Origin of the sequence: Roseateles toxinivorans (assembly GCF_004362525.1) — a bacterium.
Lineage (GTDB): Bacteria > Pseudomonadota > Gammaproteobacteria > Burkholderiales > Burkholderiaceae_C > Paucibacter > Paucibacter toxinivorans.
Map to the genome: position 1 here is coordinate 133,742 of NZ_SNXS01000006.1, position 17,289 is coordinate 151,030.

A 17,289-nucleotide genomic window follows, 5' to 3' on the forward strand; every position below is an offset into this window, starting at 1 on the left:
CATGAAGCGCCTGACGCGGCGCGGCCTGCTGGCCTGCGGGCTGCTGGGCGCCACCGCGGTGCACGGGGCTGAGCGCACGGTGCTGCAGCTGGCGGCCTTTCCGCTGGTGGACGAGATCGCCCGCGCGGCGCTGCCGGTTTGGCGGCAGATGCACCCCGGTGTGGACATCCAGATCGTCTCCCGCCAGTACGCCGACCATCACACGGCCATGACCACTGCCCTGTCGACCTCCTCACTGCTGCCCGACGTGATGGCGCTGGAGTCCAGCTTCGTCGGTCGCTTTGCCCAGGGCGGGGGGCTCGAAGACTTGGCCCAGCCGCGTTACGACATCGGCCGCTTTCGCTCGCGCCTGGTGCCCTATGCCTATGACCAGGCGCTGGGCCGCAACGGCGCGGTGGTGGCCGTGCCCACCGACATCGGCCCGGGCACGATGCTGTACCGGCAGGACATCGTCGCGCGCGCCGGTGTCGATCCCGAAGACCTGACTCGTTCATGGGCCAGCTATATCGCCGCCGGGCAGCTCATCAAGCGCAGCACCGGGGCCTACCTGATCGCCCATGTCAGCGAGATCAAGGACATCCTGCTGCGCACCGGCATCCAGCCGGGCGAGGGTATGTACTTCGATCAGGACTCACGGGTGCTGGTGCAGTCCGAGCGCTTTGTGCGCGCCTTCGAGCTGGCGCTGCAGGTGCGCCGGCTGGGGCTCGATGCCCGCGTCAACGCCTGGTCCAACGAATGGGCCGAGGGCTTCAAGCGCGGCAGCCTGGCCACCGAGCTGGGTGGCGCCTGGCTTGTGGGTCAGTTGAGCAACTGGGTGGCGCAGCAGACCGCCGGCCTGTGGCGCGCGGCCCAACTGCCCGAGGGCGCCAATGCCGGCTACGGCGGCGCCTTTTACGCGATGCCGCGGCGTGCCGCGCCCGAGCGCAAGGCGCTGGCCTGGCAGTTCATCCAGCTGATGACACTGGACCGCGAGCGCCAGCTTGCAGCTTTCAAGACGCACGACGCCTTTCCGGCTCTGCTGGAGACGCATGACGACGCCTTCTTCGAGGAGCCCGTGGCCTTTCTGGGCGGCCAGAAGGCGCGGCTGCTGTGGCGCGTGGCCGCGCGACGCATCTCGGCTGCCCGCGTGCACAAGCAGAACGGCTTTGCCGACGAGGTGGTCGGCAGCGAGCTTGACCAGGTGCTCAAGCGCGGCAAACCTATACGCACAGCGCTGCAAGACGCCGCACGGCTGCTCGAACGGCGTGCCCACCGATGAATCGATTTGCTCAGGGAGACTGTTGAAATGAACCATGTGTTGACCCGGCGCTGGCCCTTCACCTCGCTGCTTGCCGCCCTGTGCCTGGGCGGCTGCGGCTCCGGCGGTGCGGCCGAGGCGATAGCGCCGCCCATCCCAAGCACCGACGCGCTGGCCCCGCCACCGGGCTATGCCCTGGTCTGGTCCGACGAGTTCGACAAGCCCGGCCTGCCGGACCCCGCAAAATGGGCCCATGACACCGGCATGAACAAGCAGGGCTGGCACAACCGTGAGAAGCAGTACTACAGCGGCCCCCGCGCCGAGAACGCCGAGGTGCGCGACGGCCGCCTGGTCATCACCGCCCGCAAGGAGCAGATGACGGCGGCCGCCGACTGGGGCGGCCAGGCCTATACCTCGACTCGTCTGCTGACCGCCGGCAAGCAGGACTGGACCTATGGCTTCTTCGAGATCCGCGCCAAGCTACCCTGCGGCAAGGGCACCTGGCCGGCGATCTGGATGCTGGGCAGCCAGGGCGACTGGCCGGCCGGCGGCGAGCTGGACATCATGGAGCAGACCGGCAAGGAGCCGACCAAGGTCTTCAGCACCACGCACACCACCTCGGGCAGCGGCGGCAATGGCTCGGGCGCGGCCACCCAGGTGAGCGATGCCTGCACGGCCTTCCACACCTATCAGATGCTGTGGACGGCACAGCAGGTCAGCTTCGGCATCGACGGCAAGACCCACTTCACCTACAAGAACGCAGGCACCGGCAAGGCCCAATGGCCCTTCGATGCGCCGCAGTTCCTGATACTCAATATCGCCATCGGCGGTGATCTGGGCGGCGATGTAGACGACAGCATCTTCCCGGTGCGCATGGAGGTGGAGTATGTGAGGGTGTACCAGCCGGCCAAGTGAGGCTTGGATGTCAGGCTCTGACCCTGGCCAGCGCCCATCCAAGGGCTGGACGCACCAGGTAGTGGGCGATCGCTGATACCGCAGCAATGACCGTTGCCACCAGAGCAGGCAGGATGGGGCCGAAGGTGATGCACATGCCCAGCACGAAGCCCAGCACATACTCGCTTCGACAGGTCGGCAGGACCAAGCTGACAAGAATGATGCCGAGCAGGACGTAGGCCGGAGCGTCCGCATTGCCGCTCACAAAGGCCAGCGACAAGGCGATGCCGGCGACAAGCGAACCGAACGCGGCAACGGCCAAGGCTTTTGCGGCCAGCGGGCCGTTGGCCCGCCTCAGCATTCTGCCCGCAAGAAACCAGGCCAGCAGGGGCAGAAATACGGCGCCCCAGGCATTGGAGATGGCGGGCAGATCGGCTTGATTGAGCAGGTGGTGGCGCTGGATACCGCCATGAAAGACCTGCCATGCGAGATGGACCAGTTCGGCGAGCGCAACCAGCGCTGTGATCAACCAGCGGGCTGTCACCCTGGCCGGGGTATGGGTCATCTCAAACATGTCTGTCTCCTGGGTCAGCAGCGGGTTGCCGCTCACTCTAGGGGCGCCCGCTGGCCGCGGGCAGCGCCTTGCGACGAACGGGAGTGTGGGTCCATCGAGCTGCAACCGAGGCCGATGGAGGCCGCAGCTTGAACCCGGCCCCGCTGCCCCCATCTGGCAGCGATGACCGGAATCTGGCTGTTGGCCCTGCTGCACCTCTACATTGGTTGGCGTGTGGCGCCGCAGTTGCCGGGCCCGCTGGCGGCGGGCGCCTTCATCGCGCTGTTGCTGCTGTCGCTGGCCTTGATACCGGCGGCGCTGCTGGGGCGAAAGGCGCGCAAGCGCGCCACCGCCGACCGTTGGACCTGGGCCGGCATGCTGGCCCTGGGCCTGTTCTCTATGCTGCTGGTGCTGACCCTGCTGCGCGATCTGTTGCTGCTGGCGGCCTTGCCATTCAACCTGCCACCGCTGGCCATGCCCAGCGCCATCGCCGTGCCTACCCTGGCCCTGCTGGCGGCGCTGTGGGGCCTGGTCGGCGCGCGGCGCACCGCCCGTGTGCGCGAGGTTGAGGTGCCCATCGCAGGCCTGCCGGCTGCGTTGCAGGGCTTCACCATTGCGCAGATCACTGATGTTCACGTCGGGCCGACCGTCAAGCGTGGCTATGTGCAGGCCATTGTCGAGTCGGTCAACCGGCTGCAGGCCGATGCGGTGGCCGTCACCGGCGATCTGGTCGATGGGCGGGTGGTGGACCTGCGGCATGACGTGGCGCCACTGGCCGGCCTGAGGTCAAGACATGGCACCTTCTTCGTCACCGGCAACCATGAGTACTACAGCGGTGCCGATGAATGGTCGGCCCTGCTCGGCAGCCTGGGCCTGCGCGTGCTGACCAACGAGCACGTGGTGCTGCTGCACGATGGTGCCCAGCTGGTGATGGCCGGCGTGGCCGACTTCACCGCGCATCACTTCGATCCTGGCCAGCGCAGCGATCCGCAGCGGGCGATGGCAGGCGCGCCACCGGGCGCCGGCCTGCGCGTCTTGCTGGCGCACCAGCCACGCAGCGCGCCGGCCGCCGCCGATGCGGGTTTTGATGTGCAGCTGTCGGGCCACACCCATGGCGGCCAGTTCTGGCCCTGGAACCTGTTCGTGCCGCTGCAGCAACCGTTCACCGCCGGCCTGCACCGGCTGCGCCGGCTGTGGGTCTACACCAGCCGCGGTACCGGCTACTGGGGGCCACCGCTGCGCCTCGGTGCGCCTTCAGAGATCACCCGGTTGCGTTTTGTCAGGGCATCCCCGTGAGTGGGGGCCAATCCCCCGCCGACCTCGTGTCATGATCTGCCTGCCTATCCCTTCGTCCCCAACCTGCCAACGAGGCCGCAGATGAAAACGATAGACGAAATGCTGAGCCTCAAGCTGCTCACCCCCGACCAGCATGCCGACATCGGCGCCTGGGTGGCCCACGCCCGCACGCCCGAGGCCATCATGCAGATGCCCGCGCCGCTGTGGCGCTCGCTGGAGCTGGCCAGCGTGCTGATGAATTTCGATGCCGATCTGCAGCAGCCGCCGAGTTTTGATCACGAATGATGAAACCGATCTCGCAAACCGACCGCCACGTCGAGGTGGTCCAACGCTATCTGTCGCGACTGGAGGCCTCCGATGTGGAGGCCATCACCGCGCTGTTCTCGCCCAAGGCCAAGATCTACTCGCCCTTTCTGGGCTGGATGGACCCCAGGCCCTTCTTCATCAAGGTGCGCGAGGCCTCGGGGCAAAGCCGCATCGAGACCTTGGACATCCTGGTCAGCGCCCATGGCGGCCCGCGGGCGATTGCCTACTTCATCTACCACTGGCAGCTGAAGGACGGCGGCGACGTGCACTTCAACTGCGTGGACGTGTTCGACTTCGACGCCGACGGGCTGATCGACTGCATGACCATCATGTACGACACCCACCCGGTGCGGGCCCAGGTGGGTAGCAAGTACGGCTGATTGGCTTAGGCAATGGGTTTTTCGATCACCGGCGCGCGCATGCCTATGGCCATGCGGTTCCAGCCATTGATCAGCGCGATCGTCCAGCTCAGCTCGACGATCTCCTGATCGCTGAACTGCAGCTTCAGCGCCCCGAAGGCGGCGTCCTGGCCGCTGTGGTCGCTCAAGCGGGTCATGGTCTCGGCCCAGTTCAGCGCGGCGCGTTCGCGGGCGCTGTACAGGCCGGTCTCGCGCCAGGTGGACAGGCTGTTGATGCGCTGCCAGCCCTCGCCGGATTCGCGCAGGATGCGGGTATGCATGTCCAGGCAGAAGGCGCAGCCGTTGAGCTGCGACACGCGCGACTGCACCAGTTCCACCAGTTGCGGGCCCAGCGTTGATTTGGCCAGCGTTGCGTTGACGCTGGCCATCGCTTGATAGGACTTGGACGAGATCTGGGTCCAGGGGAGGCGAGCTTCATTCATCTTGATACCTTGTTGAGTTGCTGTGCGGGATACACAGACTCAAGACGTTTGAGGCGGCGCGCTTGTGACAGTCTCGGCGACGTTAAGCTCGCGGCCAAGCGCGGCGGCAATGCGTGCCAGCTTGTGCGGATTGCGCTGCGAGTGGATGCAGACGATGCGCTCGCCATCGGTTTCGAGCGACTGCGCCGACTCAAGGGTGTCGTCAATAAAGCGCAGCAGGCCCCATTGGCCGTTGAGCACCACGACCTCGAAGCGCACCCTGCCCGGAAAGCGCAGATGGGTGGCCAGATAGAGCTGGGCAATGCGCTGGCCACCGACCAGGGGCACCCCGAAGCTGGGCACGATTCCGCCGCCGTCGCCGATCAGCTGCGCGTCCTCGGCCAGCATGGACTTCAGTGCTCCGAACTCGCCGCGCACGGCGGCGTCGGCAAAGCCGCGCAGCAGGCGCAGCTGGGTTTCGCGGGCCACCGTATGGCGCGGCCGCTGGTCCTGCAACTGGGTCTTGGCGCGGTGCACGATCTGGCGGCAGGCCGGCTCGGTCTTGCCCAGCGCCTCGGCCACCTCGCCGTAGTCGGCATCGAAGACCTCGCGCAGCAGATAGGCGGCGCGGGCCTCGGGCGCCAGGCGCTCCAGCAGCGTCAGGAAGGCCACCGACACATCATCGGCCCGCTCCAGCAGTTGCTCGGGCGAGACAGGCGAATCGCTCATCAGCGGCTCGGGCAGCCAGGTGCCGACATAGTGCTCGCGCTGTATCTTGGCCGAGCGCAGCCGGTCGATGGCAATGCGCGTGGTGACCGACACCAGCCAGGCCTCGCTGTTCTCCACGCGGGCCTGATCGGTCTCGTGCCAGCGCAGCCAGGCGTCCTGGACCACTTCCTCGGCCTCGGCCGAGGAGCCCAGCATGCGGTAGGCGATGGCCTGCAGCCGGGGGCGCAGGCGCTTGAAGGTGTCGGTGCTGTCGTTCATGGCCTTTAGACGTTTGACGTCGCCATTTTGTGACAGCGGTCAGGCCTGAAGCCCCAGTTCCTTCAATATCGCCTCGCGCAGGGTTTGCAGTTCCGGGCTGGACAGCTTGCGCGGATGCGGCATGTCGACCCGGAAGCTGGCTTGTATCGTCGTCGGCCGGGGCGACAGCACCAGCACGCGGTCGGCCATATAGATCGCCTCCTCGACGTCGTGGGTGATCAAGAGCACCGTGTGCCGCTCCTCGCCGAGGATGCGCAAGAGTTCGGTGCGCATGCGCATATTCATCAGCGCGTCCAGCGCCGAGAAGGGCTCGTCCATGTAGAGGATTTCGGGCTTGACGACAAAGGCCCGCGCCAGCTCGGCGCGCTTCAACATGCCGCCTGACAACTCATGCGGATAGGCTGACTCGAAGCCCTTGAGTCCGACCATCGCGGCATAGTGGTCCGCCAGCGCAGCCTTGTCGCCATGGTCGTTTCCATTCAAGCCGAACATCAGGTTCTGCCGCACGGTCAGCCACGGGAAAACCGAGCCGTGCTGCGAGATCACGATGCCCTTGGGGCTCGGTCCCATCTGCTCCGCGCCGTCGACCTGGACCGAGCCCGAGTCCGGTCGCTCGAAGCCGGCGATGATGTTCATCAGGGTGGACTTGCCGCAGCCCGAGGGGCCGACGATGGCGACGAACTCACCGTCGGCCACGGTGAAGCTGATGCCGCCGACCACGGGCAGCGTGGCACCCTTGCTGGCGGCGAAGCCCTTTCTGATGTCGGTGACGACGATCTTCTTATCGGACATAGCGCCACTTCACGGTCTTGAGTCGTTCCAGCAAGCGGGTGATGCCGTCGAGCAGCAGGCCGATGAGGCCGATGATGATCATGCTGGCGATGACCAGGTCGTAGCGGTTGCCGGCATTGCGCGAGTCCATGATCAGATAGCCCAGGCCCGAGCGCAGCGCGATCATCTCGGCCGCCACCACCACCAGCCAGGCAACGCCTATGCCTATGCGCATGCCGACGATGATCTCGGGCAGCACGGCAGGAATCACCACCTGGCGGAACAGCACGCTGCGCGACACGCCGAAGTTGGTCGCCGCGCGCAGATAGCGGCGCTCGATGGTGTGCACGCCCGAGGTCGTCTGCACAATCATAGGGAACACCGAGGAGATGAAGATCAGGAAGATCGGCGAGATGTCGTCCATGCCAAACCAGAGTATGGCTAGCGGTATCCAGGCGATGGGCGAGATCGGCCGCAGCATCTGGAAGATCGGGTTCAGGGTGCGGTAGGCTCCGCTCACCCAGCCCATCCACAGACCCAGCGGCACGGCCACCAGCAGGGCCAGGCCGAAGCCCATGCCGACGCGGAACAGCGAGGCGGTGATGTGCTCCCACAGGGTGCCGTCCTCGGCCAGCTCCAGCGTGCCGGTGACGACCTGCCAGGGCGTCGGGAAGATCGGACTCTCGGTTTTCACCACCACCACCCACCAGAGGGCGATGACAGCGGCCATCACCGCCAGCGGCGGCAGTATCCTGCTCAGTCTCTCGTTCACTACAAGCTCGTTTTCTTCAATTGCTGCAGGCGCCAGGACAGCGCGGGCCAGCCCGGTGCCGGACGGGGATCGACGATCACGCTCATCTGCCCGCTGGCGTGAGCGGTGCAGGCAAAACTGTAGGTCGAGGCCACCTCGAACGGCAGGCGGAAACTCTGGCCGGGCATGATCAGCACCGGGCCGAACTGCTGGGGCACGGCGTCGAGGTTCTTCAGCAGCAGCGTGTCCCTCAGTCCCAGGGTCAGCCGTATCGTGTCGGGCAGGATCTCGACCCTGTCGCCCGCCATGCGGCGTGCGTAGGTGCCGGCCGGAATCTCGAACAGCTCGTCACGCGAGTCCACCTCGATGGGTGCCAGTGCGGCCCAGGCCAGGGCCGCCGTGATCAGCAGGCCCAGCCCCGCGGCCAGGAGCTTCAGACCGCGCTTCACTTCGCGGCCAACAGGAGCTTGAGGTCGTGGACGAAGTCTTTGGCCTCGCGACCGTAGAGCATCATCGCGCGCAGCCGGCCCTCGCGGTCGATCAGATAGACCGAGGTCGAGTGGTTCATGCCATAGCCGCTGGGGTCGCCGGCTGGATGGGCCAGCCTGGTGGCGATCACGCCGTAGCTCTTGCGCACGCCGGCCAGGGTGTCCGGCTTGGCCGTGCCGCCGATGAAGCTGGGGTCGAAGGCGGCCAGATAGCTCTTGATGCGAGCGGCGTTGTCGCGCTCGGGGTCCACCGTCACATACACCACCTGCACGGCTGCGGCGTCGGGCCCCAGGCCCTTGCGCGCCTGGGCCAGCGTGGCAAGGGTGGTGGGGCAGACCTCGGGGCACTGGGTGAAGCCGAACACCAGCAGCACCAGCTTGCCGCGGTAGCGGGCCAGCTTCAGCTCGGCGCCGTCCGAGCCCTGCAGGGCGAACTCGGGCGCCGGGTAGGGGGGCTCGAACACGCCGGCCTTGAGCTTTGGCGCTGGGGTTGCCGCGGCAAGGCCGGCCAGGCACAGCGACAGCAGCAGGGCGAGCAGGCGTTTCACAGCGCAATGGTGGCCGCGCGGGCGGCCTTGGCAAAGCTTTCGTCCATGTATTTCTCGTAGGCCACCGGGGCCTTGATCGTGCCGGCATCAATGGACAACTGCATCAGCTCCTCAAACTCGGTGCGTATCATGCGCAGATCGCCATAGGTCACACGGTCGGTCGGGTTCTCCATCACGAACTTGATGATGTTGGGGTCCTGATTGAAGAACTTGCGCCCGGCGGCAATGGTCACCGCCTTGTCGCGGTTGTCTTGCTTCTCGTCCAGCCAGTGGCCGGCGCCCATCACATGGTTGACCAGGTCCTGCACCAGGGGCCGGTTGCTTTTGATCAGCTCTTCGCGCACGGTCAGCACACAGCAGATGTAGTTGCGCCATTCGTCGCGCGTCATGCGCAGCGCCCGCGCATAGCCGGCGCGCTGGGCGGCTGCGCCAAAGGGCTCGCCGGTGCAATAAGCGTCCACCGCCTTGGCATACAAGGCGGCCGGCATGTCGGGCGGCGGCATCTCGACGATCTGTATGTCCTTGGGCGTCATGCCCTCCTGGGCCAGCATCTTGCGCAGGAACAGAAAGTCCACCGCAAAGCGGCTGGGGATGGCGATCCGTTTGCCGGTCAGGTCCTTGAACTTCTTGTAGGGCGAGTCGGTGCGCACCATGATCACCGCGCCCGAGCGGTGGCCCAGCGAGACGATCTTGACCGGGATCTTCTTGTCCGCCAGGTCCATCACCAGCGGCGCCAGCATGTAGGCGGCCTGGATGCGGCCGGTCATCAAGGACTCCTTGATCTCCGGCCAGCCGTTGTACTTGCTGTATTCGTACTCGAACTTGGGCCCGCCGCTCTTGTCGGCCGCATTGGCCGTGGCCCGGGCCATGCAGGCCACCGGCAGGGTCAGATTGCAGGTCACGGGCAGGCCGCCGACGAGCAGCGGCGCGGGCGCAGCGCCGGCCAGGGGCAGGCCCAAGACCGGCAGCGCAGTGGCAATGGCTCCGCGAAGCACCTGCCTGCGGTCCAGGCTCAAGAGGTGTTCGGGCGAGTTGACACTCATGGCGGCTGCTCTGCATACGGCATAGGCCTATTTTCGCCCAGTCATTGCCTGCTGCGACTCAGCGTTTGCGCGTGGATGCCAGGTAGCCCATGATGTTGACAAAGCTGTCCACCCAATAGACCTCAGGGTTTGCCGCCAGGTGCTTCAGCAACGCCTCATGCGCTTCTGTTGACACCGCCAGATGGTCGCCACCAATGCCATGGAAGGTGATGCTGGCCAGCGTGCCCTTGGCGGCGGCTTCCTTGACGATGGCGATCAGGGCCTCGCCGCTGGCGCCGTCCGGGCCGGCGGTGCCGACGTCGTAGGGGTCCAGACCGGCCATATCGGGGGCGACGCCGCCGGCGCGTGACTTGATGGCCACGAACCCGGAACGGATCGCCGGCAGATAGGGCTGGCCGGCTGCCAGCAGATCACCGCAGGGGGCGGTGAAGGTACGTTCGGTCCGGCCGTCTATGGCCTGCAGATAGGCATTGGCGAGCAGGATTTCCTCGCGCAGCTGGGCCACGCCGATCTTGTCCAAGTCGCGGTGCGGCGCAACCCAGTCGCGGCCGGGCTTCGAGCGCGAGCAGGGGTGGTAGAGCGTGTGGTTGCCCAGCTCGTGGCCCTGGGCTGCGGCGCGGCGCCATTCGGGCAGGCGCTTGGCGACCACCTCACTGGCCAGGGTCAGGTAGAAGGTGGCCCTCAGGCCATGGGCGTTCAGCGCCGGCAGCGCGTTGTCCAGCTGCGAGTTCAGCGCGTCGTCGTAGGACAGGCTGACGGCGGCCTTGGCGCCGCCGGGCCATTTGAAGGTATCGGCGTGGCTGGCTTGAGCCATACCCAAGGCCAACAGCAGGGCAACAAGCTTCTTCATCCGATCAAGCATCCGCTGGCGTCAAAACCCAGCGCCCAGGCCGGATCGGGCGCGAGGCCGACAGCATTGCCGACATGCAGCGAGCCGCCGTTGCCCACCTTGGCCGTCAGCAGCTCGGCCACGCCGGCCAGGCGCAGATAGATGATGGACGTGTCGCCCAGATGCTCGGCCAGTTCCACGGTGGCGGCAATGCCCTGGCCGCTAGGTGCCAGATGCAGATGCTCGGCGCGCAGGCCGATGCGCTGGGCGCGCTCGCCGGGCGCCTGGCTCAGCAGTTGCCACAGCGCCTGGTGCTCGGCCGAGGCATTGACCGCGGGCTTGTCGATGAAGTTGATGCGCGGCGCGCCGATGAAGGCGGCAACGAACTCATTGGCTGGGCGGTTGTAGAGCGCCATCGGCGCGCCCAGCTGCTCGATGCGCCCTTGGTTGAACACGGCGATGCGGTCGCCCATGGTCATGGCCTCGACCTGATCGTGGGTGACGTAGATCATCGTCGTGCCCAGCTGCTCGTGCAGCTTGGTCAGCTCGATGCGCATGTTCACGCGCAGCGCCGCATCAAGGTTGGACAGCGGCTCATCGAACAGGAACACCTTGGGCTTGCGCACGATGGCCCGGCCTATGGCCACGCGCTGGCGCTGGCCGCCGGACAGCTCCTTGGGGTAGCGGCCCAGCAGATCGGTGATGCGCAGGATCTCGGCCGCGCGGCCGACCTGCTCGTCGCGCTGGGCCCGTGACTGGCCGGCCATCTTCAGCGCAAAGCCCATGTTCTCGGCCACGGTCATGTGCGGGTAGAGGGCATAGCTCTGGAACACCATGGCTGCGCCGCGCTGGGCGGGGTGCTGGTCGTTGGCGCGCACGCCGTCGATCAGGATTTCGCCGCTGGTGATGTCTTCCAGCCCGGCGATCATCCGCAGCGTGGTGGACTTGCCGCAGCCGGATGGGCCGACGAAGACCATGAACTCTCCGTCGCGCACCTCCAGGTCCACGCCCTTGATGACCTCGGCCTTGTCGTAGCTCTTGCGCAGACCGCACAGTGATACCTGGCCCATGCTCAACCGCCTTGCTTTTGTTGCTGCAGAAAGCCCTGGTACCAGCGGGCGCTGTCCTTCAGGGTGCGCTGCTGGGTGGTGTAGTCCACATGAACGATGCCGAAGCGCTTCTCGTAGCCCGAGGCCCATTCGAAGTTGTCCATCAGGCTCCAGACCATATAGCCGCCCATGTTCACACCCTGGCGCATCGCCTCGGCCACGGCCTCGATATGCTGCTCAATGTAGCGGGTGCGGCCCTCGTCGTGCACGCGGCCATCGACCAGTTCATCCTTAAAGGCGCCGCCGTTCTCGGTCACGAACAGCGGCGGTACGGGATAGTCGCGGTGCAGGCGCACCAGCAGCTCGGTCAGGCCCTCGGGATAGACCTCCCAGCCCATGTCGGTGATCTCGCGGCCGCTGCTCATGACGTCCCAGGGCTCGCCGGCGCTGACGACAGAGCGCGAGTAGTAGTTGACGCCCATGAAGTCCATCGCGGTGGCTATGTGGGCCATGTCGCCGGCCTCGACCGCCGGTGCATCGGCGCCCAGCACCTCCAGCACATCCTGCGGATAGCTGGCCTTGAACAGCGGGTCCAGATACCAGCGCAGCAGTTGGCCGTCTTCCAGTGTCATCTTGGCCCGGTCGGCGGCAGAGTCGGTGGCGGCATGCATCGGCGACAGGTTCAGCACGATGCCCAGCCGCGCCTTGCAGCCGGCGGCGCGCAGCGCCTGCAGTGCCAGTCCGTGGCTCAGCAGCAGGTGGTGCGAGACCTGCATGGCTGTGCGGCGATTCTTGATGCCGGGCGCGAACACGCCGGCCTCATGCCCCAGATGGGCCATCACCCAGGGTTCGTTGTGGGTGGCGATCGAGACCACGCGGTCACCCAGGCGGGCATGGATGCCCAAGGCGTACTCGACGAAGCGGGCCACCGTGTCGCGATTCGCCCAGCCGCCGCCGGCCTGCAGTGCCTCGGGCAGGTCCCAGTGGTTGAGCGTCAGATAGGGCTTGATGCCGCGCGCCAGCAGGCCGTCGACCAGGCGCTCGTAGAAGGCCAGGCCGGCCTCGTTCCAGGCGCCACTGCCGGTGGGCCGTACGCGCGGCCAGGAGACCGAGAAGCGATAGGCATCCACACCCAGGCCGGCAATCATGTCCAGGTCGGCTTCCCAGCGGTGGTAGTGGTCGCAGGCTATGTCGCCATTGCTGCCATCGGCGATCACGCCGGGCTGGCGGCAGAAGGTGTCCCAGATCGACAGGCCCTTGCCGTCTTCGGCGGCTGCGCCCTCGATCTGGAAGGCGCTGGTGGCCACGCCCCAGACGAAGTTCGGAGGGAAGTGCATGCTTTTTGTATTCATAGGGTTTACTTGACCGCGCCCGTGGTCAGGCCGGAGATCAGCTGCCGGGACGACAGCACGAAGAGCACGATCAGCGGCAGGGTGGCAATGGCCGAGCCGGCCATCAGCGCGCCCCACTCGGTGTCCACCGGGCTTTGCAGGCTGCGCAGCGCCAGCGGCAGGGTGTACATATCGGGCGAGCGCATCACGACCAGCGGGCCGATAAAGTTGTTCCACGAGGCGATGAAGGTGATCAGCCCCAGGGTGCCCAGCGCGGGCTTGAGCAGTGGCAGCACGATGCGGGCGAAGATGCCCAGCTCGCTGCAACCGTCCATGCGCGCCGCCTCGACCAGCTCGCGCGGGATCGCGCTGAGGCAGAACTGGCGCATCAGGAAGATGCCGAAGGCGCTGGCCGCGCCGGGAATGTAGAGCGCGCGCGGCTGGTCTATCCAGCCCAGCAGGTCCATGATCATGAAGGTCGGAATCATGTTCATGAAGGAGGGCAGCAGCATCGTGCCCATCACCAGGCCGAAGAAGGCCTTCTTGTAGCGGAACTCAAAGAGGGCAAAGGCATAGCCGCCCATCGCGCAGAACAGCAGGGTCAGGGCCGTCGAGGCCAGCGCCACATAGACGCTCCAGCCGAGGTTGCGCCAGAACGGGATCTTCTTGCTCAGGATGGCCAGGTTGTTCAGGAAGTCGTCGCCGAACCACATCGGCGGCGGCAGGCTGAAGATCTCGGTGCGCGAGTGCGTGGCGAACACGAACATGAAGTAGAACGGCGCCAGCATGATCAGCATGCCGATGCCGACGAGGCAGTAGGCGGTCCAGGTCTCGAGACGGTCGGTTCTCATGGGGTCAGGCCTTGCTTGGGCGGAAGGCCCGGTTGGTCAGCCAGGTCAGCAGGCCCACGACGATGAACAGCAGCCAGGACATCGCGCTGGCGGCGCCGAAGTCATTGAAGTCGAAGGCCATGCGGTACAGATAGACGGCCGTCGTCATGCCGGCCTGGTCAGAGCCGCCTCGGCCCTGGGTCAGGATGAAGGCCTCCTCGAACAGCTGCAGGCCGCCGACCACGCTCAAGGTGACGCCGAAATAGATCATCGGCTTCAGGCTGGGCAGGGTGATGTAGAAGAACTGCTGCAGCCGGCCGGCACCGTCCATGCGAGCGGCCTCGTACAGATCGCGCGGGATGGTCTGCATCGCGGCCAGATACAGCACCACGTTGAAGCCGACATAGCGCCAGAACACCAGCGTGGCGATGGCCGGCTTGATGTAGTCGGGGTCGTTGAGCCAGTCCACCGTCTGTGCCGGCACCAGGACACCGATCAGCGGCAGTTCACGCAGCAGCTGCAGGCCGACATTGATCAGCCCGTAGTCGGTCGAGAACAGCGAGCTGAACAGGATGGCGATGGCCACGGTCGAGGTGATATAGGGCATGAAATAGGCGCCGACCACGCCATTGCGCAGACGCTTGAACGAGGCGTGGATGAAGGCCGCCAGCGGCAATGCCACCAGGTGCTGAGGCACGCCCGAGACCAGGGCCAGCCAGCCGGTGTTCTTCAGCGACTTCCAGAACCATTCGTCCTGCAGCGCGAACAGGAAGTTGTCGGCGCCGACAAAGCTCATTGCCCCCAGGCCGCTGGTCGGCTCCCAGGTCTGGAAGGCGAGGAACAGCGAGAAGGCCAGCGGGAACAGGCCGAAGACGATGAACAGCAGCACAAAGGGCAGCAGCAACACGTATGGGGTCTGGCGGGGTGACAGGCGGGGCAGCTTCATGGGTGTTGTCTGTCAGCCTTGATCAACGAAAGGCGCGCTGGCGCAGCAGCCGCTCGGCGTCGGCCAGGGCGGTGGCAATGTCCTTGCCGCGCACCAGCACCTTGTCGAGCTCGGTGTTGATGACTTCGTCGGCAAAGGCGTCCTGCTTGTGCACGTCGACGGCGGTGATGCGCCGCGCGGCCGTACGCCAGCCCACGCGAGCCTGCTGGCCGCCCAGAAAGGCGATCGGCTGGTCGAAGAAGGGGTCGTCGAAGGTCTCCAGCAGGGCCGGGAAGGCGTCCTGCGCCTTGAAGGCGCCGAGCTGCAGCTCGCGCGTCAAGGTCATTAGCTTGATGAACTCCCAGGCCATGGGCTTCTGCGCGGCCGAGGCGGCGCGAGGGATGGCATAGAAGGTGCCGCCATAGGCCGCGAACGCGCCCTCGGGCAACTGGGCGGCACGCCACAGGCCTCGCGTGTCGGGCGCGAGCCAGGTGTTCAGATGGCCGGCCAGCCAGGCGCCCATCATCTGCGTGGCAATGCCGCCCCGCTTGAAGCCCTCGGTCCAGTCGGAGGACCAGGCATTGACCTTGGCATCGAGCTTGTTGCGCCGCACCTGGCGGGCCAGTTCGAAGGCCCGTGCAAAGCGCGGCGTGTTGACCAGCACATTCGAGCGGCTGTCGAAGAACAGCCCCTCGCCTGGCTGGATGCCGGTGCGGATGACGATGTCCTTCATGTCGCGCGCATGGGCCATCAGATAGGCGCCGGTGGCGGCCTTGATCTTCACACCGGCGGCCACATAGCTTTCCCAGGTGCGGGTCAGCTCGGCCTCGCCGACACCGGCTTTGGCCAGCAGGTCGCTGCGGTAGAGCAGGGTGCCGGGACCGATATCGGTCGGCGCGGCCACGACCTGACCCCGACGGTTGGTCGCCTGCTGGTAGGCATAGGCGACGAAGCGGCTTTGGTACTGGGCTATCGAGTAGGGAGCGCGCGACAGATCCTCCAGTCCGCCGCCCTGGGCAAAGCGGCCCAGGTAGCCGACCTCGACCGCCATCACATCGGGCAGATGGGCCGAGGTGGACAGGGCCGTGGTCATCGCCGTGTGATGGTCGGTCAGTGCTCGGCTCACCAACTTGATTTCGACATCGGGGTGCAGCCTGTTCCAGGCCGGAATCGCAGCCTTGACGATCTCGTCGACTGCGGGGAAGGCGGCCACGGTCAGCTGCTGCCGCTGCGCGCTAGCGCCCTGCATGGCCAGCAATCCCAGGCACAGCAGCAACCCGCCCCGCCGGCTCAATTCCATCCCTGTTCTCGCACCAACCCTCATCCATGTCTCCGTAGCAAGCGGCTCGATTATCTTGGCCGCTCTCGCATTCTTGAAAGCGCTTTCATAATGTAGCCAGCCCCGGTTTTGCTGTCAATCGAGGGTAAGTGCCGGGGGGCCCTCAGGCGAGCGCGCGGGTTGAGGCGCGGGCGATCAGCCGCGGCTCGGGCAGCGTGCCGGTGGGCGTCTGGCCGGCCAGCAGCTGCAGCAGCGACACGGCCGCCAGCCGGCCCAGCTCATGGGCGGCCTGGTGGATGGTCGTCAGCGGCGGGATCGAATGCTCGGCGCCGGCCAGGTCATCGAAGCCGACCAGCGAGATGTCATCGGGCACGCGCAGGCCGCGCCGGTGCAGGGCCAGCGCGGCGCCAAAGGCCATCTGGTCGTTGGCGGAGAAGATGGCGGTGAAGGGCTCGCGGCTGTCGATCAAGCGTTCGACGGCCATCAGCCCGCTTTCCTCGAAGTACTTGCCCGGCATCACCAGCGCAGGCTTGTAGCGCACGCCGGCGGCCTCCAGCGCCGCGCGGTAGCCGCGCAGGCGTTCGGCGGCGTCGGGGTGTATGGGGTCGCCCGAGATGAAGGCAATCTTGCGATGGCCCAGGCTCAGCAGGTGGTGGGTGGCAAGTCTTGCCCCCTCGAAGTTGTTGAAGTCCAGCGCGTACAGGCCAGGTGCCGTCAAGGTACGGCCGGTGATCACCACCGGCATGGTCTTGGCCAGGTTGCGCAGCGAGTCGTCGCTGAGGCGGCCGGTCAGGATGATCATGCCGTCCACGCGGCGCGAGCGCAGCACCTCGATGCAGCGGCGCTCCTCCTCGGCATTCCAGTGGCCGCTGACGAACAGCGGGCTGTAGCCGGCCTGGCTAAGCTCCTCCTCGATGCCACGCAGCGCCACGCCGTAGAAGGGGCTGTCGATCGCCTGGGTGACCACGCCCACGCTCAGGGTGCGCCCGCCGGCCAGGCCGCGGGCGATAGGGTTCGGTATGAAGCCCAGTTCGGCAATCGCGCGGTCCACCGCCTCGCGCTTCTCGGGGCTGACGATGGCCGTGCCATTGAGGATGCGCGATACCGTGCTCGGCGACACGCCACAGGCCGCCGCCACCATCTCCAGCGTGACCTTCTTGCCCTGCGTGCCCGCCGCAGCGGCCGGGGTCTTGCGTGCGCTCTTGGTGCTCTTCATATCCCGTTCGAGGTTTTGGCGCTGGAGTTTAGGCCACGGCGGCGGCTGGGTGGTTCCCCGGAGCTTCACCGCGTCCGCTCGACCTTATGATCCGGCGAGCTATCGCCTGCTTTGCAAGGCGTGATGGAGGCGCAAG

20 protein-coding genes are annotated in these 17,289 nt (G+C 66.4%); 5 read left to right on the forward strand and 15 right to left on the reverse strand.

Annotated features, from left to right (window positions below; genetic code table 11):
• The first annotated feature begins 1 nt into the window (after position 1).
• Together DES47_RS21635 and DES47_RS21640 are read left to right on the forward strand one after the other, a co-directional pair.
• Positions 2–1,258, forward strand: a complete 1,257-nt coding sequence (locus DES47_RS21635; protein ID WP_133702840.1) for an ABC transporter substrate-binding protein — start codon at positions 2–4, stop codon at positions 1,256–1,258.
• Positions 1,259–1,285: 27 nt separating this feature from the next.
• The gene (locus DES47_RS21640; RefSeq protein ID WP_133702841.1) at positions 1,286–2,152 is read left to right on the forward strand and encodes a glycoside hydrolase family 16 protein; all 867 of its coding nucleotides are present in this window, start codon (positions 1,286–1,288) and stop codon (positions 2,150–2,152) included.
• A 10-nt stretch (positions 2,153–2,162) separates the two neighbouring features.
• On the opposite strand, the gene DES47_RS21645 is transcribed toward DES47_RS21640, so the two are convergent.
• Positions 2,163–2,705, reverse strand: a complete 543-nt coding sequence (locus DES47_RS21645) for a hypothetical protein (protein ID WP_133702842.1) — start codon at positions 2,703–2,705, stop codon at positions 2,163–2,165.
• Positions 2,706–2,867: 162 nt separating this feature from the next.
• Here DES47_RS21645 and DES47_RS21650 point away from each other — a divergent pair, with 162 nt between their 5' ends.
• From DES47_RS21650 to DES47_RS21660, 3 genes are all read left to right on the forward strand, one after another.
• Positions 2,868–3,980 (forward strand): metallophosphoesterase, encoded by a 1,113-nt coding sequence (locus DES47_RS21650; RefSeq protein WP_133702843.1) that lies wholly within the window; start codon positions 2,868–2,870, stop codon positions 3,978–3,980.
• Between the two features lie 81 nt (positions 3,981–4,061).
• Positions 4,062–4,265 carry a hypothetical protein gene (locus DES47_RS21655; RefSeq protein ID WP_133702844.1) on the forward strand — a complete coding sequence of 68 codons (204 nt, stop codon included), beginning with the start codon at positions 4,062–4,064 and terminating at the stop codon, positions 4,263–4,265.
• Entirely contained in the window at positions 4,262–4,666 is a 405-nt protein-coding gene (locus DES47_RS21660; RefSeq protein ID WP_425057475.1) for a nuclear transport factor 2 family protein, read from the forward strand. The genes DES47_RS21655 and DES47_RS21660 overlap by 4 nt, the downstream gene beginning before the upstream one ends.
• 5 nt (positions 4,667–4,671) lie before the next feature.
• Here DES47_RS21660 and DES47_RS21665 read toward each other — a convergent pair whose 3' ends face one another.
• The 14 genes from DES47_RS21665 to DES47_RS21730 all read right to left on the reverse strand — a co-directional run bounded on the left by DES47_RS21665 (position 4,672) and on the right by DES47_RS21730 (position 17,153).
• Complete coding sequence (locus DES47_RS21665; protein ID WP_133702845.1) at positions 4,672–5,127, reverse strand: carboxymuconolactone decarboxylase family protein; 456 nt, start codon at positions 5,125–5,127, stop codon at positions 4,672–4,674.
• Between the two features lie 39 nt (positions 5,128–5,166).
• Positions 5,167–6,093 (reverse strand): RNA polymerase sigma-70 factor, encoded by a 927-nt coding sequence (locus tag DES47_RS21670; RefSeq protein WP_133702846.1) that lies wholly within the window; start codon positions 6,091–6,093, stop codon positions 5,167–5,169.
• Positions 6,094–6,132: 39 nt separating this feature from the next.
• Positions 6,133–6,885 (reverse strand): ABC transporter ATP-binding protein, encoded by a 753-nt coding sequence (locus tag DES47_RS21675; protein WP_133702847.1) that lies wholly within the window; start codon positions 6,883–6,885, stop codon positions 6,133–6,135.
• Positions 6,875–7,636, reverse strand: a complete 762-nt coding sequence (locus DES47_RS21680; RefSeq protein WP_243748419.1) for an ABC transporter permease — start codon at positions 7,634–7,636, stop codon at positions 6,875–6,877. Before DES47_RS21680 ends, DES47_RS21675 begins: the two co-directional genes overlap by 11 nt.
• Complete coding sequence (locus DES47_RS21685; RefSeq protein ID WP_243748420.1) at positions 7,636–8,064, reverse strand: cupredoxin domain-containing protein; 429 nt, start codon at positions 8,062–8,064, stop codon at positions 7,636–7,638. The genes DES47_RS21680 and DES47_RS21685 overlap by 1 nt, the downstream gene beginning before the upstream one ends.
• Positions 8,061–8,651, reverse strand: coding sequence for an SCO family protein (locus DES47_RS21690; protein ID WP_243748421.1), 591 nt, complete (start codon positions 8,649–8,651; stop codon positions 8,061–8,063). The genes DES47_RS21685 and DES47_RS21690 overlap by 4 nt, the downstream gene beginning before the upstream one ends.
• Positions 8,648–9,694 (reverse strand): ABC transporter substrate-binding protein, encoded by a 1,047-nt coding sequence (locus DES47_RS21695; RefSeq protein WP_133702848.1) that lies wholly within the window; start codon positions 9,692–9,694, stop codon positions 8,648–8,650. The genes DES47_RS21690 and DES47_RS21695 overlap by 4 nt, the downstream gene beginning before the upstream one ends.
• A 58-nt stretch (positions 9,695–9,752) precedes the next feature.
• Positions 9,753–10,544 carry a polysaccharide deacetylase family protein gene (locus DES47_RS21700; RefSeq protein WP_133702849.1) on the reverse strand — a complete coding sequence of 264 codons (792 nt, stop codon included), beginning with the start codon at positions 10,542–10,544 and terminating at the stop codon, positions 9,753–9,755.
• On the reverse strand, positions 10,541–11,593 hold the full coding sequence (locus tag DES47_RS21705) for an ABC transporter ATP-binding protein (protein WP_133702850.1): 1,053 nt from the start codon (positions 11,591–11,593) through the stop codon (positions 10,541–10,543). The genes DES47_RS21700 and DES47_RS21705 overlap by 4 nt, the downstream gene beginning before the upstream one ends.
• Before the next feature lie 2 nt (positions 11,594–11,595).
• Positions 11,596–12,924, reverse strand: coding sequence for a GH1 family beta-glucosidase (locus DES47_RS21710; RefSeq protein WP_133702851.1), 1,329 nt, complete (start codon positions 12,922–12,924; stop codon positions 11,596–11,598).
• Positions 12,925–12,929: 5 nt separating this feature from the next.
• Positions 12,930–13,754 carry a carbohydrate ABC transporter permease gene (locus DES47_RS21715; protein WP_133702852.1) on the reverse strand — a complete coding sequence of 275 codons (825 nt, stop codon included), beginning with the start codon at positions 13,752–13,754 and terminating at the stop codon, positions 12,930–12,932.
• A 4-nt stretch (positions 13,755–13,758) separates the two neighbouring features.
• A complete protein-coding gene (locus tag DES47_RS21720) occupies positions 13,759–14,679 on the reverse strand; it encodes a carbohydrate ABC transporter permease (protein WP_133702853.1) in 921 nt (306 codons plus the stop codon).
• A gap of 22 nt (positions 14,680–14,701) precedes the next feature.
• On the reverse strand, positions 14,702–15,958 hold the full coding sequence (locus DES47_RS21725; RefSeq protein WP_133702854.1) for an ABC transporter substrate-binding protein: 1,257 nt from the start codon (positions 15,956–15,958) through the stop codon (positions 14,702–14,704).
• Between the two features lie 142 nt (positions 15,959–16,100).
• Positions 16,101–17,153, reverse strand: a complete 1,053-nt coding sequence (locus tag DES47_RS21730) for a LacI family DNA-binding transcriptional regulator (protein ID WP_133702855.1) — start codon at positions 17,151–17,153, stop codon at positions 16,101–16,103.
• Positions 17,154–17,289 lie beyond the last annotated feature (136 nt).

What these genes read in the sequence shown, in the direction of transcription:
- DES47_RS21635 (WP_133702840.1), top strand. Translation starts at nt 2, where the DNA reads ATGAAGCGCCTGACGCGGCGCGGCCTGCTGGCCTGCGGGCTGCTGGGC.
- DES47_RS21665 (WP_133702845.1), bottom strand. Translation starts at nt 5,127, where the DNA reads ATGAATGAAGCTCGCCTCCCCTGGACCCAGATCTCGTCCAAGTCCTAT.
- DES47_RS21695 (WP_133702848.1), bottom strand. Translation starts at nt 9,694, where the DNA reads ATGAGTGTCAACTCGCCCGAACACCTCTTGAGCCTGGACCGCAGGCAG.
- DES47_RS21655 (WP_133702844.1), top strand. Translation starts at nt 4,062, where the DNA reads ATGAAAACGATAGACGAAATGCTGAGCCTCAAGCTGCTCACCCCCGAC.
- DES47_RS21715 (WP_133702852.1), bottom strand. Translation starts at nt 13,754, where the DNA reads ATGAGAACCGACCGTCTCGAGACCTGGACCGCCTACTGCCTCGTCGGC.
- DES47_RS21640 (WP_133702841.1), top strand. Translation starts at nt 1,286, where the DNA reads ATGAACCATGTGTTGACCCGGCGCTGGCCCTTCACCTCGCTGCTTGCC.
- DES47_RS21710 (WP_133702851.1), bottom strand. Translation starts at nt 12,924, where the DNA reads ATGAATACAAAAAGCATGCACTTCCCTCCGAACTTCGTCTGGGGCGTG.
- DES47_RS21670 (WP_133702846.1), bottom strand. Translation starts at nt 6,093, where the DNA reads ATGAACGACAGCACCGACACCTTCAAGCGCCTGCGCCCCCGGCTGCAG.
- DES47_RS21720 (WP_133702853.1), bottom strand. Translation starts at nt 14,679, where the DNA reads ATGAAGCTGCCCCGCCTGTCACCCCGCCAGACCCCATACGTGTTGCTG.
- DES47_RS21675 (WP_133702847.1), bottom strand. Translation starts at nt 6,885, where the DNA reads ATGTCCGATAAGAAGATCGTCGTCACCGACATCAGAAAGGGCTTCGCC.
- DES47_RS21650 (WP_133702843.1), top strand. Translation starts at nt 2,868, where the DNA reads ATGACCGGAATCTGGCTGTTGGCCCTGCTGCACCTCTACATTGGTTGG.
- DES47_RS21705 (WP_133702850.1), bottom strand. Translation starts at nt 11,593, where the DNA reads ATGGGCCAGGTATCACTGTGCGGTCTGCGCAAGAGCTACGACAAGGCC.
- DES47_RS21700 (WP_133702849.1), bottom strand. Translation starts at nt 10,544, where the DNA reads ATGAAGAAGCTTGTTGCCCTGCTGTTGGCCTTGGGTATGGCTCAAGCC.
- DES47_RS21725 (WP_133702854.1), bottom strand. Translation starts at nt 15,958, where the DNA reads ATGGAATTGAGCCGGCGGGGCGGGTTGCTGCTGTGCCTGGGATTGCTG.
- DES47_RS21730 (WP_133702855.1), bottom strand. Translation starts at nt 17,153, where the DNA reads ATGAAGAGCACCAAGAGCGCACGCAAGACCCCGGCCGCTGCGGCGGGC.
- DES47_RS21645 (WP_133702842.1), bottom strand. Translation starts at nt 2,705, where the DNA reads ATGTTTGAGATGACCCATACCCCGGCCAGGGTGACAGCCCGCTGGTTG.
- DES47_RS21660 (WP_425057475.1), top strand. Translation starts at nt 4,262, where the DNA reads ATGATGAAACCGATCTCGCAAACCGACCGCCACGTCGAGGTGGTCCAA.